This is a genomic window from Prosthecochloris marina, from assembly GCF_003182595.1.
GTDB classification, from domain to species: Bacteria; Bacteroidota; Chlorobiia; order Chlorobiales; family Chlorobiaceae; genus Prosthecochloris; species Prosthecochloris marina.
In genome coordinates this window covers 1-23608 of sequence record NZ_PDNZ01000004.1, presented here as the reverse complement: position 1 = coordinate 23608, position 23608 = coordinate 1, and the positions used below count along the sequence as shown (strand labels likewise).

The window sequence follows — 23608 nt, the reverse complement described above, 5'->3', positions numbered from 1 at the left end:
TTGCTGTTCTCCGGAAAACTTCATGAACTTTTCGCTACCGTGGTTTGTTAGCACATGTAAGCGTTTACGCTGCAATGTATTACAGAAAATTTCAAATATCTCTTTGAGTTAGATTTTCTGATACGCACGTTATGTCGAACATGATCCTTTTCAATGGATTCGCGCGGTATGTAACAACTGTTTTTTCTTGTTGCATTTTTTTTCTTTTCCTGATTTTTCCTGCGAGCAAACTCTCTCATGCCGAGCCTTTGACCAGAGAGGCTTTCGTCACTCTTTTGCAGAACACTCATCCCATATTTGAAAAAGAGCGGTTGACCAGTGCGATCGAACAGGCCGAACAGCAAAGCAATCTTGGCGAGGTTGACTGGAACCTTTCTTCTTCTTTGACATGGTCGCGTGAAGAGTCGACAATCGCTGTATTCAGTCCTGATCTTACAAATGCCCTTTCACTGGAGACAGGCGTAAACAAGCAGTTTTGGGATACGGGGGGGAGGCTTTCGGCTACCTATTCTCTGAACCGTACTTCAAGCAGTTTTGAAGCGGCACCGCTATTTTCTTATCCGGAAAGATTTTATGAAAACAGCATAGAGCTGCAGTATTCCCAACCGTTGTTGAGAAACTGGGGAGGAAAGCTGACTCGTCTGGAATATGACCTCAAGGCCTATGATGTCGATGTTGCTGTCATTCAGGCTGAAGAGAACATAGAGGATTTTCTTACCGAGTCGATTTCGAAATACCTCGATTGGGTTTACCTCGAGGAACAGAAAAGGATAATTGAGAGAAGGCTTCACCTGAGCCGTAAGGAGTATGAAAGAGCGAAAAGCAAATTCAATGCGTTTCTTGTTGATTCGGTAGACGTGATAAGGGCGCAGGACGCCTTGAACACATGGAAGCAGAACTTGGGGCTTGTTGACTCGCAACTTTCAGCGTTAAAGGCGGAACTGTCTGTTCTGGTACAGGCATCCACTATTCTTACCGGAACGCCTGATTTCAATCTTTATGACCTGCGGCTTCCCCGGTCTCTTGTTTCAGCCAGAGCGAAGCTGCAGGATTCATCGAGGGTTTTGAGGATATTTGAATTACGGGAAGAACAGCTCGATGTCGGTGCAACAGGTGTGAAAGAAACAGGTAAACCCGATCTCTCTTTGATTGCCGCAGTGACGGCTAAAAATGCTGAGGAGAACGGGTGGGACTCTTTCAATCTCGAGAAAAAAGATGCCGCAATCGGGCTGCAACTTTCGCTCCCGATTGAAAACAGAACTGCTAAAGCGAATTATCAGAGAAACCGCCTCCAGGTACTTCAGCTCGAGAAGGATCGTGAAGATGTGTTCCTTTCTCTCGACGCATCTCTTTCTTCTCTTCATGCGCAGATGATGAGGCTTAACGGGGTTCTGAAACTGAACCGTGAGCAGATCGAGTCGGCAAGGTTGAGAACCATCGAGGAGATAAAAATATACGAGCAGGGAAGAGGTGATCTCACTTTTGTTATCATGAGCAGGGATAATGAGGAAAGTGCCAAGCTGACATATGCTGAAAATGCTCTGAATTACCAGAAACTTTGGTTGCAGTACCAGGCTTTGATGGATGAATTGTATGAAGAGGAGCAAGGAGCAAGGAGTAGCGCACTTCGTGCGCAGGAGTAAGAAGGGTTGTTTGGTTAATGGTTAGCAGGTATTGGGTAATAGATGATAGAGAATGGGGGGTCGTGACTGGTCACTCGTTACTCGTCACTAATTTTCTTTTGACTTGATCGAGTCTGCATGAAATCACTTTTCCGATTCTTTGCTGAGCGTCATATGCTCGCGTATCTCATGACGATACTGGTTCTGCTGTTCGGCATGGCTACGCTATGGCAGATCAATCGTGCCCAATATCCCAAGGTTGATCTCGGACAGATGGTGGTTACCACGCAGTATCCCGGTGCCGCGCCTGAAGACGTGGAGCTCAACGTCACCAACAAGATCGAAGATGAACTGAAAAGCGTTACCGATATCAAGCGTGTCTTTTCCATGTCGATGGAAAATGTCTCGATCGTTATTGTCGATATAGAACCGGATGCTTCGGATCCTGACGAGGTAAAACAGGAAATCCGGGAAGCTGTTTTTCGCATAACGGATTTTCCCGAAGAGGTAACCGAGTCTTCGTTGATCACCGATATTAAATCCTCGATTTTTCCAATCCTCGAAGTTGGCCTGACTGGAGAGATGGCTTACCCTGAGCTCAGAGAGCTCGCCCGGCTGTTTGAAAAAAAACTCAAAGACATTCCCGGAGTAGCCAGTGTTCAGCGTTACGGTTACCGTGACAGAGAAATACAGGTCGAACTCTATCCTGACAGGATAACGAATCTCCAGATTCCCATGCAGGAGGTCGTCAATGCGATTCAGCAGCGAAATATCAGGGCAACCGGAGGATCGCTCGAGTCTTTTACCAGTGAAAAAAACGTCGTGACGCTCGCTCAGTTCAGAGATCCTCGAGAGGTCGAGGATGTTGTTGTCCGTTCGAGCTTCGACGGTCCGATCATCAGGGTTTCGGATATTGCGGATGTAACCGATGGTTTTGAGGAAGAGCGTGTTTTGTCAAGGATCAACGGAGAGCCTGCAATTTCTTTTCTCATCAATAAGAGCGAATCCGCGGATATTATACGGACGGTCAAAGCGATACGTGAATTGGTAAATGAAGAGGAGAAACTTCTGCCCGAGGGAGTCCGGTTTATTTACGGACTTGATTTTTCACAGTACGTAGAGAATCAGCTTTCGATTGTGCTGACAAACGGTATGATAGGCCTTGTGCTCGTCCTTATTGTTCTTTCTCTTTTTCTCAATATCCGAACAGCCTTCTGGGTTGCGCTCGGTATACCGTTTACCCTGCTCGGCGGGATTTCATTGTTGCCCCTTTTTGATGTCGAGCTGGATAGCGTTACCCTCACCTCTCTCATTATCGTTATCGGTATTGTGGTCGATGATGCAATTATCATATCAGAAAACATTTTTCAGAGGCGTGAGCGCGGGGAGTCTCCGGTCGATGCGGTCGTAAACGGTATCTACCAGGTTTATAAACCTGTTTTGACAACCATACTGACAACGTTTCTGGCTTTCGCGCCGATGTTTTTCATGCCGGGATTGCTGGGAAAATTTGTCTTCGTGATACCTCTTACCATTACGCTTGCCCTTTTTATGTCGCTTATCGAGGCATTTTTTGTATTGCCTGCACATATATTGCCCGGTTTGTATTCAGGTAATGCAGATGACGGTAAAGGTCAAAAGTCCACCATGCGCAACTGGTTTATGCCTGTCCGCGACATGTTTGAAAAAGTGCTTTTTTCCCTGCTTCGTTTTCGATACGTCCTGGTTTTTGTCGGTTTTCTCAGTCTTGGCGGGGCAATCTATTATGGTATTAATTACATGAGCTACATTTTGTTTCCCACCAAAGGTGCCGATGCATTCAACATCTGGATCGAATTGCCGGTTGGAAGCTCCCTGAAAGCAACGTCGGCAAAAGCGTCAGAGTTCGAAAAGCTGCTCGATGTGCTGCCGGAAGACGAGGTGTCGGCTTATCTAACAAGGGTGGGAACCCAGGCGGACATTATTCCTATCGAGCAGGAAAATTTTGCCGAGCTTGCGGTGAAACTTACTCCTTACGGCACACGAAGCAGGTCCGCCGACGAGATCGTTGCAGATATTCGTGAGAAAGCAATGGCAATCGGCGGACTGGAAAAAACCACTTTTTTCGTGGTGTCGGGAGGGCCGCCTGTCGGCAAGCCGGTTACCATAAGGGTTGTCGGTTCCGATGATCAGGGGAGGACTGCCCTTGCAGATTCAGTTTTTAACTACTTGTCCGGTATCAACGGAGTGACGGATCTGGATCGGGATGACAAGGAAGGGAAAGAGCAAATTGAAATATCGATACGTCACGACCGTCTTTCAAGATTAGGGCTGTCTGTGGTGGACATTGCAAGAACAGTCAGAACCGCCTATGACGGTCAGGTTGTTACCAGTGTTCGTTATGGCGAGGAGGAGGTTGATTTCAGGGTGATGCTTCAGAAATTCGCTCGCAAGAAGATTGAATATCTCCAGGATCTCTCTATTCCGAACCGGACGGGGCGATTGATTCCTCTCAAAGAAGTAGCCGGTTTCAAGCAGAGTGCCGGACCTTCGATTTTTCATCACTATGATGGAGAGCGGTCGATAACCGTTTCAGCCGAGGTTCAGCAGGATACCGTTACGCCGATCGAGGTTATGGGTATGGTTGAGAATCGTTTTGCACGTAATCGCGATTTTCCCGGGATGAAACTTGTGTTCGGAGGGGAGGCACAGGAATCCGAAGAATCGCTTCGAGGGTTGTTCATTGCTTTCGGGGTCGCAGCATTTGGAATCTATTTCCTGCTCATACTCTTGTTCAACTCGGTAACACAACCGCTGTTGGTCATGATGTCGATACCGTTTGCCATCATCGGGGTTGTGATAGCATTTGCCTTGCATGGTGAAGTGTTCAGCTTTCTCGGGCTCCTCGGCGTTGTAGGTATGGCGGGTGTTGTTGTCAATGATTCTCTCGTTCTGGTCAACTACCTCAACGAACTTTGTCAATCAGGAAAAAACATCGACATGCGTGTTCATGTTTCAAAAGGAACGGCTGACCGCCTTCGAGCCATTTTGCTTACTACGGTAACGACGGCTGCCGGTCTGCTTCCGCTTGCATACGGTATTGGAGGAACAGATGCAGCCATGATGCCAATGGCGCTTGCGCTGGGTTGGGGGTTGCTGCTGGCAACTCCTCTAACCCTTGTTTTGATACCTTGTCTTTATATGATCGGCTTCGATATCAGGAATCTTTTTTCAATGATTTCTTTCGGACGGAAAGAGGCATGATTTTTACTTGGTATATCGTTTTTGTACTGTACATTATGTGCACGGAACCTGTTCTTTTTTTCCTGAATGAATGGCCCAGTCCAGTGGTGCAGGTTTTAAGAGTTGTTTGTTGTATTTGCGGTATCAATTATTGTTTATGTCAGATAGAGTTATGGTGAGACGTATTCGAAAAAGAGCAGGAAAGTTTGCTTTCAGCGTTATCATGTTCTCTGTGGCTCTTGCAGGGTGTGGCGGAGGAAGCAGGGATGGAGGGATGCAGCAGCAGGCGCCGCAGCTTCCCGTCATGAAGATCGAGAGTTCTTCGACGGTTGTTGCAAAACAGTATTCAGCCTTGCTCGAAGGGGTTGTCACGGTTGAAGTCAGGCCCCAGGTTGACGGGACTCTTCAGGAAATAGCAGTCGATGAAGGTGCGTTTGTCAAATCCGGCCAGTTGCTCTTCGGTATCGATGACCGGGTGTACCGTGAAGAACTGAAATCCGCCGTAGCAGCGCAAAGTGTGGCAAAAGCGGCTCTTGAAGTTGCCGGGATCGAAGTGGAAAGGCTCAGGCCGCTGGTGAAAAACAAGGTCGTGTCGCAAATACAGTTAAAGCAGGCCCAGGCGAACCACCGGTCTGCAAAAGCAAGTCTCGAGCAGGCGGAGGCCGCGGTTCAAAGAGCTCGTATCAATCTCGATTATACCAGGATAAAGGCTCCCGTGGACGGTTACATCGGTGATATACCGTTTCGTGTCGGCAGCCTGGTAAGCGAGAACCAGCCGGAACAGTTGACCACATTAACCGATGTGCATGAGATGCAGGCTTATTTCAGTATGAGCGAGATTGACTTTGTCCGTTTCAAGCAGCAGTTTCCGGGCAGCTCAATCGAGGAAAAACTTACCGCCGTTCCACCGGTTACCCTGCTTCTTGCCGATGGCAGCCGTTATCCTTCCGAAGGGACGCTCGACGCGGTCAGCGGCCAGTTTGATCGCTCTACCGCTTCAGTCATGTTTCGGGCGACCTTTCCGAATGCTGACGGAATGCTTCGTTCAGGCAACACCGGAAAAGTAATCATTGCCAACCGTTACGATAACGTTGTGCAGGTGCCTCAGGCAAGCACGGCGGATCTTCAGGACAGGATTTTTGTTTTCAAGGTTTCGGAGGACAACAGTGTGACGAGAACCCCGATAACAGTTGTCGGCAAAAGCAATTCCAATTATATCGTCAGCGGTGGTCTTGAAGACGGCGATATGATTGTCGTGTCCGGCTTCTCACGTTTACCGGACGGGACAGTGATCGATCCACAACCTTCTGAAGAAGAAGGCAGCCCTGATCAGAAAAAGCAGCATCGATGAACAGCTGAGAAAACATGTAGACTATGTTTGAACGATTTATCAACAGGCCGGTTCTCGCTACGGTTATATCGGTATTTTTTGTTCTGCTTGGTTTGATCGGTATTACACAACTGCCCCTCACACAGTTTCCCGATATAGCACCACCCGCTGTACAAGTATCGGCTATTTATCCAGGAGCCAATGCTCAAACCGTCGCCCGTTCGGTAGCTCCTTCGCTCGAGGAGGCAATCAATGGTGTCGATGACATGACCTATATGACATCGACATCGAGCAATGACGGTTCCTTGGTGATCAACGTGTTTTTCAGGACGGGCACCGATCCTGACCAGGCGGCGGTCAATGTTCAGAACAGGGTGGCGACGGCGACCAGTCAGTTGCCCGAAGAGGTCACGAGATTCGGGGTGACAACCGCCAAGACGCAGAACAGCATGATCATGGTGATTACCCTGTTCAGCGACGATCCGGAAACCTATGACGCGACATTCCTGCAGAATTATATGAAGATCAACCTGCTTCCCGATATGCAGCGTGTCAACGGAGTTGGCCAGACCATGGTGTTCGGGGCAAGAGACTACTCGATGCGCATCTGGCTGAAGCCGGACAGGTTGGCGGCTTATTCGGTAACTCCCCAGGAGGTGATTGCGGCTGTTCAGAGCCAGAATGTAGAGGCTGCTCCAGGGAGGTTCGGCGAGGGCACCAGTGAGGCCCTCGAACTGATCATCCGGTACAAGGGAAAAATGAAGGAGCCGGGTGAATACGGCAACATTATTCTGCGAACCAATGCGGATGGCTCAGTGCTGCGGCTCAGGGATGTGGCAAGGGTCGAGCTTGGCGCTTTCAGTTATGCGGTCGATGCGGACGCCAATGGCAAAGAGTCTATAACCATGGCGATTTTCCAGGCAGCGGGTTCCAACTCCAATGATATTCAGATTGCCATCCAGGATGTACTCGAGGAGGCGGCGGAATCGTTCCCCGTAGGGATCGATTACATCATTCCTTACAGTACGAAGAAGTCGCTCGACGAGTCGATCGAGCAGGTCATTTTTACCCTGCTGCAGGTTTTTGCGCTGGTCTTTCTCGTGGTGTTCATTTTCCTGCAGGATTTCCGTTCCACGCTTATTCCTGCAATTGCCGTGCCTGTGGCCATTGTCGGTACCTTCTTCTTCCTGACCCTTTTCGGTTTTTCAATCAACCTGCTGACCCTGTTCGCGCTTGTTCTCGCAATCGGCATTGTGGTCGATGATGCCATCGTTGTTGTCGAAGCTGTTCATGCAAGGATGGAGCAGCAGCATCTTCCGGCAAGGGTCGCCACACACCAGGTTATGCGGGAGATAACCGGCGTGATTATATCCACGACGCTTGTTATCGCTTCGGTCTTCCTTCCCGTTGGTTTTCTCGGTGGTTCGATCGGGATGTTTTATCGCCAGTTTGCCTTTACGCTGGTAACAGCAGTTCTGATATCGACTGTCAATGCACTGACGCTCAGTCCGGCACTCTGTGCGTTGTTTCTTACGAAGGGCGGTGAAGGAGAGGAAAACCTGGGCTGGTTCAAACGTTTTGAGCAGAGTCTTTTCAGGGGATTCAATGCCGGTTTTTCATTGGTGGCCGAACGCTATGTCGGCACTCTCAAGGTACTCATCCGCAAAAAATGGGTAAGCCTTGGCGGGCTTGCCGCGGTCTCCGGGCTTGCATTCTGGATGGCGGCTTCCGCACCAACCGGCTTTATTCCTGACGAAGACAGCGGCTTCTTTATTCTCTCCGCATCGCTTCCTCCCGGGGCGTCGCTTGACCGGACAATGCAAACCCTTGACAAGGCCGAGACCATTTTGCAGGCAGAGGAGAGCGTTAACAACGTCATTTCAGTCGCAGGTTATGACCTGATAGCCGGAGCAAGTTCCCCTTCCGCCGGTGTTGTTTTTGTCAGCCTCAAGGACCCGGAAGAGCGTGGCAGGGTGAGAAATATCGGCGCTATCATGGGCGGGGTATCGCAAAAGCTTGCATCGATCAGCGAAGGAGTCTTTTTCCCCTTCCAGCCCCCTACCGTTCCTGGGTTCGGTAATGTGGGAGGGCTTGAGATGGTTTTACAGGACAGGACATCCGGCAGCCTGGAAAAGTTCGGGGAAACGGCCAACGGTTTTATAGGAGCGCTGATGGCCCGCCCGGAAATCGCTTTTGCCTTTACCTCGTTCAATACCGGATATCCGCAATACGAGCTGGTGGTGGACGACGTAAAATCGAGCCAGCTCGGCGTTAGTGTCGATGAACTGCTCAGGGTTATGCAGGCGTATTACGGCAGTTTCCAGGTGTCGGATTTCAACCGGTTCGGCAAATACTACAGGGTTATTGTTCAGGCAGAGGCAGAAGACCGCAGAGATCCCTCTACGCTTGAAGGTGTGTTCGTAAAAAATGCAATGGGGGAGATGGTCCCCATGAATTCGCTGGTAAGCCTGAAAAAAGTTTACGGTCCGGAGACTGTAAATCATTTCAATCTCTTTAATGCATTGACGGTCAATGCCGTTGTTTCTCCGGGATATACCACCGGTCAGGCTATCGAAGCGGCTGAGGCGGTTGCGGCGGCGACTCTTCCTGCCGGTTTTTCCTACGACTGGAAAGGGATGAGCCGTGAAGAGATTGAGTCAGGCAGTCAGGCGGTTTATATATTTCTGCTTTCCCTTGTGTTTGTCTATCTCCTGCTTTCTGCGCAGTACGAAAGTTACATCCTGCCGCTTGCGGTTATTTTTTCGATCCCGACCGGCATTTTGGGTGTTTTTGCCGGGATACAGCTTTTCGGCATCGAAAACAACATCTATGTGCAGGTCGCGATGATCATGCTGATAGGACTGCTTGCAAAAAACGCTATTCTGATCGTGGAGTTTGCCATTCAGCGCAGGAATGCCGGGTATTCGCTTATTGAATCGGCACTTGAGGGTTCGAGGGTGAGGCTTCGGCCTATTCTCATGACCTCGCTTACCTTCGCTCTCGGCCTTCTGCCACTTCTCTGGGTGTCCGGGCCATCCGCCCTCGGTAACCACTCTATCGGCGCCGCGGCGGTGGGGGGAATGCTCAGCGGGACGTTGCTTGGCGTGCTGATTATTCCGGTGCTCTACGTGCTCTTTCAATCGCTTCAGGAAAAGATCAGCGGCCCGCCGCATGAGCCCGGGAGTGAAAGTACGCAATGATGTAAAGGAGAAACGATGGATATGATGAACAGAACGACAGAACATCGGTTGGGCCTGATCCTCATGTTTTTACTGATACTCTCCGCATGCGGTACGGTTGGAGAGTATTCACAACCCGATACGGATCTTCCCGGTACCTAAAGGGATGTCGATACCGTTTGCCCATTATCGGTGTCGTTATAATTTTTTGCGCTGCACGGTGAGGTGTTCAGCTTCCTCGGACTGCTCGGTGTTGTCGGTATGGCCGGTGTTGTGGTCAACGACTCGCTTATCCTGGTCAACTACCTCTGCAAGTCCGGGCAATCAAGGGATGTTTCTGCACTGGTTGCAAAAGGTACGGCTGGTCGTCTGTGTGCCATTCTGCTTACAACGGTGACGACCGCTGCCGGCCTTCTGCCGCTTTTGCTTACGGTATTGGCGGAACGGATGCCACGATGATGCCGATGGCTCTCGCGCTGGGCTGGGGTCTGCTGCTGGCAACTCCGTTGACCGTTGTTTTGGTACCTTGCCTTTACATGATCGGCTTTGATATCCAGCATTTTATTCTTCAGAATCGGGAGAATCCGGAAGGTATCCTGAACAAATCAGGACGGCTTTTTTGTATGGGAATTATAGCGTAATGTGATTATGGTATAGAAATGCTGGTGTTTCGAGGGTTTTATATGAGGAAAAACCGTATTTCCGGAGTTAGAAATGCCGAATTCGGAGGGTGGAAAATATCCTGAAAAAAGTGACAGAAATTCAATATTTGGTGGCATGAAAAAAGATACGGATATCGTTGTCGATAATCTTCCAGACGATTTTTTCGGGATCTTTCCACTGAATCACAAACTGCCGGGAATGGATGGTGGATATTTCCAGCCGAATCTTTTTCAGATCGTCTGGTTTACCGAGTCGACAGAGGCCGAACATTTGATCGATTTCGAGCAGCATCCGGTGACGGCCGATACCTTTTATTGTCTCGGTCCCGGGCAGGTGCATTTCGTTTCAGGAGGTCCCTTGGAAGGTCTCAGGCTGTTATGCCCTATTGAGATGTTTCTCGACATTGTTGATGACAAGAGCCGCTGGCTCTTTAATCAACTGAATAATGATGGTATTGTGGTCTCCAATGAGGTTCTTCAGGTCTTGGAACCATTGTCACAGATTATGGTGAAAGAATTTCAGGGGGCAAATGATCCTGAAATTTTCAAGGCTTACTTGAAAGCTTTCCTTTGCCATATTGCCCGGTCCGGTCCGGGCTACAGTATTTCCTACGGGAAAGATGCCGCGAGATTGCACATGCTGTTTTCAATTGTCAACAAGTTTTACAGAAGTGAAAAAAAGGTTTCTTTTTATGCAAACCGCGTTGGTCTTTCGCCCAAACGTCTCAATGAGATTCTCTCGCAGACGACAGGTTCTACTCTTACGGCTATTCTGCACTATAATCTGATTACTCACGCCAAGCGTGAGATTGGGTACGGGGACAAAAATTTTAAACAGATTGCTTTTGAACTTGGATTTAGTGAACAAGCCTATTTTAGCCGTTTTTTTAAAAGGCATACGGGTCTCTCTCCCGAAGCGTTTCGAAGGAAAATGTTCAAATTGTCCAAGCATAGTGGACAATAGTGCTCTTCTGTTTTTTTGCTCTACACATATATTATTGCTTCTCTAAGCGATTGCCCTGACGTCAGCATGAGAATGTTTTTGATGAAACGTTTGCCAGGCAATGACCGGGGAACTCCTTTTGCCTGAGAAATTCGCGAAGGGTTTTTTTAGTTTTTGTTTTTTTGATTATACTTGCGCTATCAATTATTGTTAGATCAAATAAATATGTTGAAAAATATCAGAAAAAGAATCGGCATGCCGGCATTGCACATTGCAATGCTATCGATATTCCTGTTCGGGTGCGGAGGCAGGAGTAGCGGGCCGGGAGCACAGGCACCATCTCTTCCGGTGATGAAAATCGAACGTTCTTCTCCGGTTGTTCAAAGGGAGTATTCTTCTCTTCTCGAAGGAGTTGTCACTGTCGAGGTAAGGCCTCAGGTTGATGGAACCCTTCGGGAAATAGCTATCGATGAAGGCGCTTTCGTCAAAAGAGGTCAGCTGTTGTTCGGTATCGATGATCGTGTGTACCGTGAAGAGCTGAAATCGGCTGTTGCAGCGAGAAATGTTGCAAAAGCGTCTCTCGAGGTTGCCGGGATAGAGGTGGAAAGACTCAGGCCTCTGGTGAAAAACAAGGTTGTGTCACAAATACAGCTGAAACAGGCTATAGCAAATCATCGCTCTGCAAAAGCGAGTCTTGAAAAGGCGGAAGCTGCGGTTCAGGCGGCGCGTATCAACCTTGGTTATACCAGGATAACAGCACCGGTAGATGGATATATCGGCGATATTCCTTTTCGTATCGGCAGTCTGGTAAGCAAGAATCAGCCTGAACAGTTGACGACCCTGACCGATGTACATGAAATTCGGGCTTATTTCAGCATGAGTGAGGTTGATTTTGTGCATTTCAGGCAACAATATCCCGGCAGCTCCATCGAAGAAAAGCTCGCTTTGATGCCACCGGTTACTCTGCTTCTTGCCGATGGCAGCCGTTATCCATTGAAAGGGCGGCTCGATGCGGTTAGTGGCCAATTTGACCGCACTACAGCTTCGGTTATGTTTCGTGCGACGTTTCCAAATCCTGATGGAGTCCTTCGCTCGGGCAATACCGGAAAAGTGAAAGTTCCTTACCGCTATGAAAATGTTGTTCAGGTTCCACAAGCAGGTACTGCAGACCTTCAGGATAGAATATTCGTTGTCAAGGTTGGAGAGGGTAATGCCGTAACGAGAGCGCCTATAACGGTTATTGACAGAAGCAACCTCAATTATATCGTGAGCGGAGGTCTTGAAGAGGGTGAAATGATAGTCTTGTCGGGATTTTCACGTTTGCCTGACGGGGCGGTTATCAATCCACAGCTTGCTGGGGAAGGTGAGGGGTTTGGTGAAGGTAAACAAAATTGATGAACAGCTTGGAAAACAATTGAATCTATGTTTGAACGATTTATTAACAGGCCGGTTCTCGCAACGGTAATATCGGTATTTTTTGTTCTGCTTGGTTTGATCGGGATTGCTCAGCTTCCGTTGACGCAATTTCCCGACATCGCTCCTCCCAGTGTGAGGGTATCGGCAACGTATCCGGGTGCTAATGCCGAAACTATAGCTCGTTCAGTCGCTCCATCACTTGAAGAGGCGATCAATGGTGTCGACGATATGACCTATATGACATCGACATCGAGCAATGACGGTACCCTTGCAATCAATGTTTTTTTCAGGCTTGGTACCGATCCTGACCAGGCGGCGGTCAATGTGCAGAACAGGGTTGCAACCGCAACCAGTCAATTGCCCGAGGAGGTGACGAAGATCGGGGTGACGACAGCCAAGATGCAGAACAGCATGATCATGCTGATTTCGCTCGTCAGTGACGACTCCGAAACCTATGATGCGACGTTTTTGAATAACTATGCAAAAATAAACTTGATTCCGGAGATTCAGCGAGTAAACGGTGTCGGGCAGGCAACTGTTTTCGGTTCCAGAGACTATTCTATGCGTATCTGGTTGAAGCCTGAGCAAATGGCGGCTTATTCCATATCTCCTCAGGAAGTCATTGCCGCTGTGCAAAGCCAGAACGTCGAGGCGGCACCGGGGAGATTCGGTCAAAGCAACGATGAAGCTCTTGAACTGATCATTCGTTACAAGGGTAAGCTGAAAGAGCCTGTTGAATATGAGAATATCATTCTGCGGGCCAATGCCGATGGATCGGTCTTGCGGCTCGGTGATATCGCAAGAGTCGAGCTTGGTTCGTACAGTTATGACGTTGATTCCTATGCAAATGGAGAGGAATGTATAACCATGGCGATTTACCAGTCGGCAGGTTCGAATTCCAATGACATCCAAGTTGCATTGCAGGAGGTTTTGGAGAACGCTTCGGCTGCTTTTCCTGAAGGCATCGATTACATTATTCCCTACAGTACGAAAAAATCCCTTGACGAGTCAATCGATCAGGTCATTCATACCTTGTTCGAGGCTTTTGCGCTGGTTTTTCTTGTTGTATTTATTTTCCTGCAAGACTTTCGATCGACACTTATTCCCGCTATTGCGGTTCCGGTTGCCATTATCGGTACCTTTTTCTTCATGACTCTTTTCGGGTTTTCGATCAACCTGCTGACTCTTTTCGCTCTGGTTCTGGCAATCGGTATTGTGGTTGATGACGCTATAGTTATTGTTGAGGCTGTTCATGCGAAAATGGAAAAAACCCATCTTCCGGCAAGGGCGGCAACGCATAAGGTTATGCGTGAAATTACCGGTGCGATTGTTTCGATCACCCTGGTGATGGCATCTGTTTTTCTCCCGGTTGGTTTTCTCGAGGGTTCGACCGGTATGTTCTATCGTCAGTTCGCTTTTACGCTTGCCATAGCTATTCTTATTTCCGCAGTCAATGCGCTCACTCTCAGTCCGGCTTTGTGTGCGCTGTTTCTTACCAATAGCCATAGTGGAGAGGGTGGCGAAAAAACCGGCTGGCTAAAAAACATAGAGTTGCGTTTTTTCAAAGGCTTCAATGCCGGGTTTTCTGTGATGACTGAACGTTATGTTGGGGCTCTGCGGGTTCTGATTCGTCGCAAGTGGTTGAGTCTTGGGGCGCTTGCTGCGGTTTCCGGTCTTGTTTTCTGGATGGCATCGGTCACTCCCTCGGGCTTTATTCCTGACGAGGATAGTGGTTTCTTTATTCTGAACGCATCACTTCCGCCGGGAGCGTCGCTTGAACGTACAGCAGAGACTTTTGAGAAGGTCGAAGCTATCTTGGATGAGGAAGAAAGTGTGAAGACCGCGATCACGGTTGCCGGTATCGATCTCATAGCCGGCAGTACTGCTTCTCCTTCCGCCGGACTTATTTTTGTCTCTCTTGAAGATCCCGAAGAGCGGGGTCCTGTAAAGGATATTCACGCTATCATGGGCAGCGTTTCCCAAAAGCTTTCAGTGATTAGTGAGGGGACGTTTTTCCCTATTCAGCCTCCTACCGTTCCGGGATTCGGTAATGTGGGGGGATTGGAAATTGTATTGCAGGATAGGACATCGGGCAGCCTGGATGATTTTTCCGGTGTGGCGAAAGAATATATCGGTGCGTTGATGGCCCGGCCAGAAATTGCTTTTGCATTTACGACATTCAGCACCGGCTACCCGCAGTATGAGTTACAGGTCGATGAAGTCAAGGCAAGCCAGCTTGGAGTCGATGTCGATAATCTCCTGATGGTTATGCAGGCTTTTTACGGGAGTTTCCAGGTATCGGATTTCAATCGTTTCGGTAAATATTATCGGGTTGTTATGCAGGCTGAACCAGAAGACCGTGCAGATCCGTCTTCTCTGAGGGGGGTGTTTGTGAAAAATTCTTCAGGCAAGATGGTGCCCATGACCTCCCTGGTAAGTATCAAAAAAGTTTACGGTCCGCAGACTGTCGATCATTTCAATCTTTTCAATGCGTTGACTGTCAATGCCGTTGTTGCTCCCGGGCATACCACCGGTGAAGCTATCGGAGTGGCAAAGGAAGTCGCTGCAACGGTTCTGCCGGCCGGTTTTTCCTATGACTGGAAAGGTATGAGCCGTGAGGAGGTTGAGTCAGGCGGCCAGGCGGTGTATATTTTTGTTCTTTCCCTTGTCTTTGTTTATCTGCTGCTTTCCGCGCAGTACGAAAGTTATCTTTTGCCTCTTGCGGTTATTTTGTCGATTCCAACCGGTATACTCGGGGTGTTTGCCGGTATACAGTTGTTTGGCATCGAAAATAATATTTACGTGCAGGTTGCCATGATTATGTTGATTGGATTGCTTGCTAAAAATGCTATCCTGATTGTTGAGTTCGCTATTCAGCGAAGGAGGGCTGGACAGTCTTTGTTTGATTCTGCACTTGAGGGTTCAAGAGCGAGGCTGCGGCCGATTCTTATGACTTCGCTGGCTTTTGCTGTCGGGCTTTCGCCTCTGTTGTGGGCCTCGGGTCCATCAGCTCTTGGCAATCATTCTATTGGTGCAGCGGCGGTTGGAGGTATGCTCAGCGGGGCGTTACTTGGTGTGTTGATAATTCCGGTTCTCTATGTGCTCTTTCAGTCTCTTCAGGAAAAAATCAGCGGGCCGCCTCGTGACCCTGATGCCGAGGAGGTCTCGGTTGAGTGATTGTGTTTGACAGGTACAGGGAATATGTTTTCTTCAGGAATACGAAATCGATAACGAAGAATTATTGAAATAATGAACAGAACGAGAGTACCGGGGATCTTCCTGATCCTCATGTTTTTACTGATGTTCTCAGCGTGCAGTACGGTTGAAGAGTATGCTCAACCTGATCCGGGTATTCCCGGAATGTACCGGGGTGCCGATAAACCGGATTCAGCGTCTGTAGCGGCTCCTTTTTCCGGAACAGTGCCGTATCGGGCTTTTTTTGTCGATCCTACGCTGATCAACCTTATCGATGCTGCTATAGAGAACAATCATGATCTTCAGGTTGCCGTAAAGAATATAGAATATGCTTCTCTTGCTTTGAAGCAGTCAAAATTGGGAAACATTCCTACGCTGGATTTCCAGGTGAGAGGAAGCAGATCGACTACTTCAGATTATAGCAGTACGGCTCTCTCCACCGGAGAAGAAAGTATCGAGGATTACAATGCATCGTTTTTGTTGTCCTGGGAAGCCGATATATGGGGGAAAATCCGCAATACAAGAAAGGCTGCGCTGGCTGAGTACCTCCGTACGGTTGAAGCAAGAAAGGCGGTGCATACCAGACTGGTTGCCGACGTTGCAGTTGGGTATTATAATTTGTTGTTGCTCGATGCACAGCTCGATGTCACGAAGAAAAATCTTGCACTTGCAGAAACCACTCTTTCAATGATGCGGCTACAATATGATGCAGGCCTTGTAACGTCGCTGGCAGTGGAGCAGCAGGAAGCAAGAACGTTTGGAATACAGTCCAGCATTGCCGGAATAGAGCAGGGAATTGCCGTACAGGAAAATGCCTTGAGTGTTCTTTGCGGCAGGATGCCCGAGAGGATAGCCCGCACAGCAAAGCTTTCTGAGCTGTCCGCGGAAAACAGTTTTTCTCCGGGGGTACCAGCGTTGCTTCTCAGTAACCGGCCCGATGTCAAAACTGCAGAAATGGCTCTTATGAAAGCTCACGCAGAGAGTGGAGTTGCTTCTGCAAAGCTCTATCCTTCTTTTTCAATCAGTGCAGAAGCAGGGGCAAACGCTCTCGAAGCGAGTGACTGGTTTAATTTTCCGGGTTCCTTGTTCTCGTTTGTTCAAGGCGCGGTTCTTCAACCGGTTTTTCAACAGGGAAAACTCAGAACAGCGTATAAGCAGTCAAAGGTCGCACGTGATAAGGAGGAGATCCTTTTCAGAAAAGTTGTTCTCGATGCTGTACGGGAAGTGTCCGATGCTTTAGTGGCGATACAGAAGCTGGAAAATCGCGAGAAAGCAGTTGAAAAACAGGAACGCATTCTCCGTCAATCGGTTGATAATGCAAATTTTCTGTTTAAAAGTGGTCTGGCCGATTACCTTGAGGTGATTACTGCTCAATCAAATGCGCTCGATGCTTCTCTTTCACTCGCGGATCTACATCGTCAGCGCCTTAATGCAAGAACGGAACTTTACCGGGCATTGGGAGGTGGATGGGAATAGGTCGTGATGTTAAAAAACATAATGTTTTCATTTGAAACCATTATGCCAGATACTATATTTCTACCTGTGGTATCATAGGTCGTTTACAACCTGAAACCTTTTTATCATGGCTGATTCGGGTCAACAGGAAACAATGCTGAAAACAGCGGCAGGTGTTGCAGGTGGAGCGCTTTTGTTTTCGCCGGTTGGTATGCCGATTGTCCATGGCATTGCCGGACTTGCGGTTGCGAGCCTTGGTTTGATTGCTGCAGGCTCTGCAGTCGGTGCGATAACCGATAATATCGGAAATATCGTTACACCGAAAGACCAGCATCGCGAAGAGTATCCTGATTTCACAGATGAAAAAGGCTGACGAAACAGAAAAAATGGAAGATATGATCAACAAAGCAGTAGGGGCTGCAGGATTGGCGGGAGGCGCCGTGATGTTTTCGCCTTTGGGTTTTCCTGTTCTGTTCCATGGGGTATCGGGTGCTGTCGTAGGAGGGCTCGGTCTTTATGCCGCAAACGCTGTCATTGGAAAGATCGTAGAGCAAAACAAGCAGATACAGGATGCTCAAGAGAGCCAGATTGACGGTGATCCTGCAGAAAATGATAGCCTGCTTGACTGAGCGTTTATCCCTTTATTTTTTCATCGACGGCTTTGTTTTGCGGAGCAGCTCTTCAAGACTTTTGCTTTCCGAAACCGGTAGGCTGCAGGTTTGGTGTGCGCAGACATATGCGGCGGTTCCCGCGGTTTGGCTTATGACCTTTTTAAGAAAAGGGTGATTTTCCGCATGGCTGTCTGATGCGTGCACGATAAATGTGTCAGGCAGATACATCCCTCCCAGAGTATTTTCAAAGCTTTTCATTGTTTCGCTTTGCCGGTGACCGGTAAGCATAATCTGGCGTGTTCCGTACAAGGGAAGCATGGTTGCTTTCAGCATAAAGGGCAACGGCCTGCCGCTTTCATTGAGTGCTTTGCTGAAATATGCGATTGTTTTGTCTGCAGTTTCTCTCAAATCCTCGCGGCCTGTCATGTCAGCCAACCGATAGAGAGAAAGCGCGTTTATTGAGTTTGGAGAAGGTTCGGCACCGTCATAATCTTCTTTCATGCGTATCGGAATGGAGGGGTCGTCCGATGCTGCATTGAAAAAACCTCCCGACTTATCATCGAAAAACAGTGCAACCTGTTTTTCCATAAGTTTGATCGCATGGTTCAGATAGCGATGTTCGGACGAGGCTTCGTAAAGATCAATCAGCCCCTGTATGAAAAACGCGTAATCGTCGGCTTTTCCCTCTATACCGGCTCGGCCCTTGCGGTAACGCCGAAGCAGTCTTCCTTCACTGCCGTTGTAAAGGTTTTCGAGGATGAACTCGGCGGCTTTAAGAGCCGCATCAAGATAGTGTTGATTTTGAAAAGCGGAAGAGGCTTTTGACAGAGCTGAGATCATCAGGCCGTTCCACGATGTGAGGATTTTGTCATCCAGATGCGGCCTGGGCCTTTTGTGCCTAGCATGGAAAAGTTTTTTCTGGGCTTCGACCATGAGTTTGTCGATAGTTGCTAAAGGTATGGAGAATTTTTCAGCAGCAACAGTCGGGGTATTCTTTATAAAAAGGATGTTTTGCCCAGTAAACTCCACATGCGGATCATCCAGGACGTTTCCATTATTTTCCACACCGTATATAAAACAAAAGATGTTTGTTTCAAGGGGATCGAGCACCTCTGCAATTTCTTTGCGTGACCAGACGTAAAAAGCTCCTTCATTTTTAATGTTACTTGTTTTGTCCGGAAAACTGTCGGCATCTTCAGCAGAATAAAACCCTCCATCGTTGTCGGTCATGTCGCAGAGAACATAATTGAGGATATCGTCGGCGAGATCGGCGTAAAGGTTTTTACCGGTAATCTGGTAAGCTTCTATTGCCACAACTACTAACTGTGCGTTGTCGTAAAGCATTTTTTCGAAGTGCGGGACATGCCACCGTTCATCGGTGGAGTAGCGGGCAAATCCACCACCTCCATGATTCTTTATGCTCAACTGGTCGTGAATTCCCCCTGCCGCCATTTTCCTTATAGTAAAAAGAACCATTTCCAGAGCTTCCTGATTGCCGGTATAATAGGAGTAGGTCAGAAGAAATTCGAGGATAGACGGTTGAGGGAATTTCGGTGCATTGCCGAACCCCCCGTTTTCCTTGTCGAACATTTCAGCGAATGTTTTGGCTGCAAGATCGAAAACACCTTTATCCACAGGAACTTCGTCGGGTTTATGCAGGGAGAGGGTTTCGAGCCGAGTGCTCATGCCTGCCGCTACAGAAAGAAGCCGGTTTCGGTCATCTTTCCACGCCTGTTCGATCGACAGCAGAAGAGAGAGAAAGCCGGGCCTGCCATAACGGTCTTTGGGCGGAAAATAGGTGCCGCCGTAAAACGGTTCAAGATCAGAGGTGAGCCATACCGACATCGGCCAGCCACCACCTCCAGTTAGCGACTGGACATAGGTCATATACAACTTGTCTATGTCCGGACGTTCCTCTCTATCAACCTTGACCGGAACGAACGATCTGTTCAGGAGCTCGGCTATTGCATCGTTTTCGAACGATTCCCGTTCCATGACATGGCACCAATGGCAGGTGGAATAGCCGACTGAAAGGAAGATCGGTTTCTGTTCATTGCGGGCTTTTTCGAAAGCAAGGTCACTCCATGGATACCATTCGACAGGATTATACGCATGCTGCAGCAGGTAAGGGCTTGTTTCTTTGGCCAGGAGGTTGGGTTTTCGTTTTGACGGTGTTGGCATTTGCGGATAGATTATCTGTTATCTATAGAACAATACTTTGAAAAAGGAAGTTCACGATAGTGAAACCCTGTAGCATTATAGATGGTTATAGAGATATGTGTTCATGATTTAATGTTGGAGTGAAAAGATGAGATATGTTAGGTATTTGTCTGTATCAGTAATGGTGATAATTGCGTTGACTGTGGCTTCGTGCGACACACAGCAGCCTGAAGCCGCGGAAAAAACAGCAAAAAAAGAAGTTGTAGAAACGGAGGATGTAATGACGCACAAGACTTTGTCGCCGGAAGAAGAGAGAGTGATCGTTCATAAAGGGACTGAAATGCCGTTTACCGGTGAATATGTCTATAACAAAGATGACGGAACTTATGTGTGCAAGCGCTGTGACGCTCCGCTTTTCCGTTCATCTGATAAGTTCGATTCAGGCACGGGATGGCCAAGCTTCGATGATGAAATTCCCGGAGCGATAAAAAAAGAGACCGATGCGGACGGCAGAAGAACCGAAATACTCTGTGCCAACTGTGGTGCACATCTCGGACATGTATTCTATAATGAAGGATTTACCGACAAGAACGCGCGGTATTGTGTCAATTCGATCTCACTTGACTTCAGTCGGGAAGGTGGCGCTGATACAGCTTTGACCGGTACGACAGAGAAGGCGGTTTTTGCTGGAGGATGCTTTTGGGGAGTGGAATATCATTTTCAAAAGGTTCCCGGAGTAAAAGCCGTGATATCGGGTTATACAGGAGGGAGTAAGGAAAATCCAAGTTACAAGGAGGTTTCTTCCGGTACTACCGGACATGCAGAAGCTGTTGAGGTCGAATATGATCCTTCGGTCGTTTCATACGAGAAGCTGGCCAAACTGTTTTTTGAAATCCATGATCCGACTCAGGTTGACCGACAGGGACCCGATATCGGTTCGCAGTACCGTTCGGCAGTTTTTTATGCAAACGACGAACAGAAGAAGGTTGCGGAAAAGCTGATTACCGAACTGAAAGCAAAAGGTTATGATGTTGCTACAAAGCTGGAGCCTGTGGAGGAATTTTATCCGGCTGAAGACTACCATCAGGACTATTATGCAAAGACGGGTCATCAACCTTATTGTCATATCTACCAAAAAAAGTTTGACGATTGACGATTTTCGATCATAAGCAGACAAGGCTTAGCCTCTACTGAGCATTGTTTGCTTGATATATATCAGTAATCATTCCTGTTCTTACGTTCTTTTTTGTTATATTGCGGTCATATGCTCAATATTCGTGTTTTTATCGGACCCGTCGGGTTCAGTGAGGAACACGTCATGATTCTATTCAAAATAATTTAGAGGTGCCTCGGTATGTTGCTGTGAGCGGTATGAGTACAAAGGCGGACGGGTTCGGAAGCCAGAATATTTCGATTTTTCGGGATATGATGATGTCAAGAACCGCCTGACGAAGTGACCATGGTGACAGCTGTTAGTGGGGGTGCCACAAGAGGAGGGTTTTGCTATGATAGTTGCGGTACCATTGGAAACAAGTAAAGGGCTGGATTCGCAGATTTGCGAACATTTTGGAAGTGCGCCGTTGTATGCTGTCTGTAATATGGATTCGGGAAGGCTTCGGATAATGGAGAATTCCAACAGCACCCATGAGCATGGACAATGCAACCCGGTAGATGTTTTTGCGCAAAACAGTGTCGATGCGGTTTTGTGCAAAGGTATCGGTGGTCGTGCTCTCATTAAGCTGAAAATGCTCGATATTGAAGTGTTTGTTGCCGGTGGTCTTTCTACACTTTCCGAAGCACTCGAGAGTTATAAAAAAGGATTGATGCGCAGGGTAGAGAGTGAGGATGCCTGTCAGGCTCATGATTGCCATTAGTGGTTTTAAATGAAATTTGCCCCCACCGTCGCTTTGATTGAATAAATCAAGCGCAGTTAAAGTAACGGCAGGATTCTATGATAGGGTCCTGCCTTTACTGTTTATGATTCATATTGTGTGATCGATGATCCGTTTTCAGAAGAACTCCTGCCAAATTTGTGGTATTCTATCTTCTTGGTGAGAATGAAACCGGGACTAACTAACCATCTATCAAAACTTTTCATATGGGCCACCTGTTTTTACAATTTCAAAACGTGAGTTTCACCTATCAGACGGCTCTTGAACCCTTGTTTGAAGATGTTTCAGTACATGCGACACGAGGATGGACAGGTATCGTAGGGCCGAACGGGTCAGGAAAAACAACATTTCTGAAATTGGCAACAGGGCAGTTGCAGCCAAATGCAGGACGGATCGATTGCCCTCCATTGTCACGTTACTGTCCACAGCGGACTGACAGCATGCCGAATGATTTCGGGAATTTTATAAGGACCACAGAAAAACAAGCGTATGTTATCCGGAATAATCTTGGTGTTCAGGACGATTGGTATGAGCGATGGGAAACGTTATCGCATGGCGAACGTAAGCGAGCTCAGATAGCCGTTACCTTATGGCAAGAGCCTGATTTGCTGGCAATTGATGAGCCGACCAACCATGTGGATAGCGATGCGCGTAAAATTCTCGTTCAGGCGCTTTTCGCATTTCAGGGCGTGGGCCTGCTCGTGAGCCATGACCGTGATTTATTGGACTCGCTTTGTCAGCAATGTTTGTTCATCGATCCGCCAAATGTGATTGTAAGACCGAATGGTTATTCACAAGGCATGCAGGTTGCTGCTGAAGAACGCAAAGCGAGAGAAAAAGACTACGCTTTGAAAAAAAAGGCTTTTAAAAAAATCAAACGTGAAGCCGGACGAAGACGGCACATGGCTAATCAATACGATAAAAAACGTTCAAAAAAAGATATTGCCGCTCATGATCATGATGCCAAACAGAAAATCGATTTAGTTCGCATTTCCGGTAAAGATATTGTTGGCGGAAAATTGTTGCGGCAGTTGGATGGGCGTTTGGCGCAGGCGGAGCAGGCAATGCGGGATGTACACGTGAAAAAGGAATATGATTTGGGTATTTGGTTACCTGGTTCAATTTCCAAACGTCATATGCTCCTCAACTGTCCGCCGGGTAAGTTGCGGCTTGGGGATAAAAAGACATTGCAATATCAGGAACTCATTATTCATTCCACTGATCGCATAGCTGTCACAGGACCCAATGGTGCAGGTAAAAGCACGCTTTTGCGCTACATACTAACATATCTCAATGTCCCCAAAGAACATTTGACATATGTGCCTCAGGAGATTGATATACAACGTTCGCAAGAAACACTGGCCCGGGTTCGAGAGTTGTCAACCGAGCAGTTAGGGCAGGTGATGAACATTATCAGCCGTTTGGGATCGCGTCCTCATCGTTTGTTGGAAAGCACCACACCCAGTCCTGGTGAAACCAGAAAGCTTTTGCTTGCACTGGGCATGATGAACCTTCCTCATATCATCGTACTGGATGAGCCGACCAACCACATGGATCTGCCTTCGATTGAATGTCTTGAAGCGGCCTTGGTCGAATGCCCTTGCGCGTTGCTGCTGATCAGCCACGATCAGCGGTTTTTGAGCAGGTTGACTACCATCAGCTGGAAAATATCTTCCGGATCTGACAGTGGGGCGACTTACACATTGAGTGTGAAATAGGGTATCCTGAACGTACTTACTCTATTGAAACCCTGAAGAAAAGAACGTAAACCACAAAGGCCCCGGAACATGCCAGGACCCCTGTGAAGAAACGAAAGCCGAAGAAGCGGAGAGAAGAAGAGCGTTGTTAGTTAGAAGCCAGACGAGGACTCTGCAGCTGATCGATAACCTTGGAGATGAACGATTCCAGTTCAGCAGGGAAC

Annotated in this window: 16 protein-coding genes; 15 read left to right on the top strand and 1 reads right to left on the bottom strand. The window is 48.0% G+C overall.

Annotated features, from left to right (window positions below):
• The first annotated feature begins 131 nt into the window (after window positions 1-131).
• From CR164_RS06180 to CR164_RS06130, 12 genes are all read left to right on the top strand, one after another.
• Window positions 132-1643 carry a TolC family protein gene (locus tag CR164_RS06180; protein WP_110023080.1) on the top strand — a complete coding sequence of 504 codons (1512 nt, stop codon included), beginning with the start codon at window positions 132-134 and terminating at the stop codon, window positions 1641-1643.
• 117 nt (window positions 1644-1760) lie between these two features.
• Window positions 1761-4865 carry an efflux RND transporter permease subunit gene (locus tag CR164_RS06175; RefSeq protein ID WP_110023079.1) on the top strand — a complete coding sequence of 1035 codons (3105 nt, stop codon included), beginning with the start codon at window positions 1761-1763 and terminating at the stop codon, window positions 4863-4865.
• A 151-nt stretch (window positions 4866-5016) separates the two neighbouring features.
• Window positions 5017-6195 (top strand): efflux RND transporter periplasmic adaptor subunit, encoded by a 1179-nt coding sequence (locus tag CR164_RS06170; RefSeq protein ID WP_110023335.1) that lies wholly within the window; start codon window positions 5017-5019, stop codon window positions 6193-6195.
• A gap of 23 nt (window positions 6196-6218) precedes the next feature.
• Window positions 6219-9374, top strand: coding sequence for an efflux RND transporter permease subunit (locus CR164_RS06165; protein WP_110023078.1), 3156 nt, complete (start codon window positions 6219-6221; stop codon window positions 9372-9374).
• A gap of 204 nt (window positions 9375-9578) precedes the next feature.
• The gene (locus CR164_RS13195) at window positions 9579-9812 is read left to right on the top strand and encodes a hypothetical protein (protein ID WP_239994485.1); all 234 of its coding nucleotides are present in this window, start codon (window positions 9579-9581) and stop codon (window positions 9810-9812) included.
• A 5-nt stretch (window positions 9813-9817) separates the two neighbouring features.
• On the top strand, window positions 9818-9994 hold the full coding sequence (locus tag CR164_RS13190) for a hypothetical protein (RefSeq protein ID WP_239994484.1): 177 nt from the start codon (window positions 9818-9820) through the stop codon (window positions 9992-9994).
• A 73-nt stretch (window positions 9995-10067) separates the two neighbouring features.
• The gene (locus tag CR164_RS06155) at window positions 10068-10979 is read left to right on the top strand and encodes a helix-turn-helix domain-containing protein (RefSeq protein WP_110023077.1); all 912 of its coding nucleotides are present in this window, start codon (window positions 10068-10070) and stop codon (window positions 10977-10979) included.
• 204 nt (window positions 10980-11183) lie between these two features.
• Window positions 11184-12353, top strand: coding sequence for an efflux RND transporter periplasmic adaptor subunit (locus tag CR164_RS06150; RefSeq protein WP_110023076.1), 1170 nt, complete (start codon window positions 11184-11186; stop codon window positions 12351-12353).
• A gap of 27 nt (window positions 12354-12380) precedes the next feature.
• Window positions 12381-15551, top strand: coding sequence for an efflux RND transporter permease subunit (locus tag CR164_RS06145; protein WP_110023075.1), 3171 nt, complete (start codon window positions 12381-12383; stop codon window positions 15549-15551).
• A 72-nt stretch (window positions 15552-15623) separates the two neighbouring features.
• Window positions 15624-17045, top strand: coding sequence for an efflux transporter outer membrane subunit (locus CR164_RS06140; protein WP_110023074.1), 1422 nt, complete (start codon window positions 15624-15626; stop codon window positions 17043-17045).
• Between the two features lie 106 nt (window positions 17046-17151).
• Window positions 17152-17397 (top strand): hypothetical protein, encoded by a 246-nt coding sequence (locus CR164_RS13125; protein ID WP_110023073.1) that lies wholly within the window; start codon window positions 17152-17154, stop codon window positions 17395-17397.
• Window positions 17384-17653: a hypothetical protein gene (locus CR164_RS06130; RefSeq protein WP_110023072.1), complete on the top strand. Its 270-nt coding sequence runs from the start codon at window positions 17384-17386 to the stop codon at window positions 17651-17653. The genes CR164_RS13125 and CR164_RS06130 overlap by 14 nt, the downstream gene beginning before the upstream one ends.
• A 12-nt stretch (window positions 17654-17665) precedes the next feature.
• Here the strand turns inward: CR164_RS06130 and CR164_RS06125 are convergent, their stop codons facing one another.
• The gene (locus CR164_RS06125) at window positions 17666-19816 is read right to left on the bottom strand and encodes a thioredoxin domain-containing protein (RefSeq protein WP_110023071.1); all 2151 of its coding nucleotides are present in this window, start codon (window positions 19814-19816) and stop codon (window positions 17666-17668) included.
• 259 nt (window positions 19817-20075) lie between these two features.
• Between CR164_RS06125 and CR164_RS06120 the strand changes: the two genes are divergently transcribed.
• The 3 genes from CR164_RS06120 (at window position 20076) to CR164_RS06110 (ending at window position 23405) form a co-directional block, all read left to right on the top strand.
• The gene (locus tag CR164_RS06120) at window positions 20076-20948 is read left to right on the top strand and encodes a bifunctional methionine sulfoxide reductase B/A protein (RefSeq protein ID WP_239994496.1); all 873 of its coding nucleotides are present in this window, start codon (window positions 20076-20078) and stop codon (window positions 20946-20948) included.
• A gap of 352 nt (window positions 20949-21300) precedes the next feature.
• Complete coding sequence (locus tag CR164_RS06115; protein ID WP_110023069.1) at window positions 21301-21669, top strand: NifB/NifX family molybdenum-iron cluster-binding protein; 369 nt, start codon at window positions 21301-21303, stop codon at window positions 21667-21669.
• A gap of 224 nt (window positions 21670-21893) precedes the next feature.
• On the top strand, window positions 21894-23405 hold the full coding sequence (locus tag CR164_RS06110) for an ATP-binding cassette domain-containing protein (RefSeq protein ID WP_110023068.1): 1512 nt from the start codon (window positions 21894-21896) through the stop codon (window positions 23403-23405).
• Window positions 23406-23608: the final 203 nt, after the last annotated feature.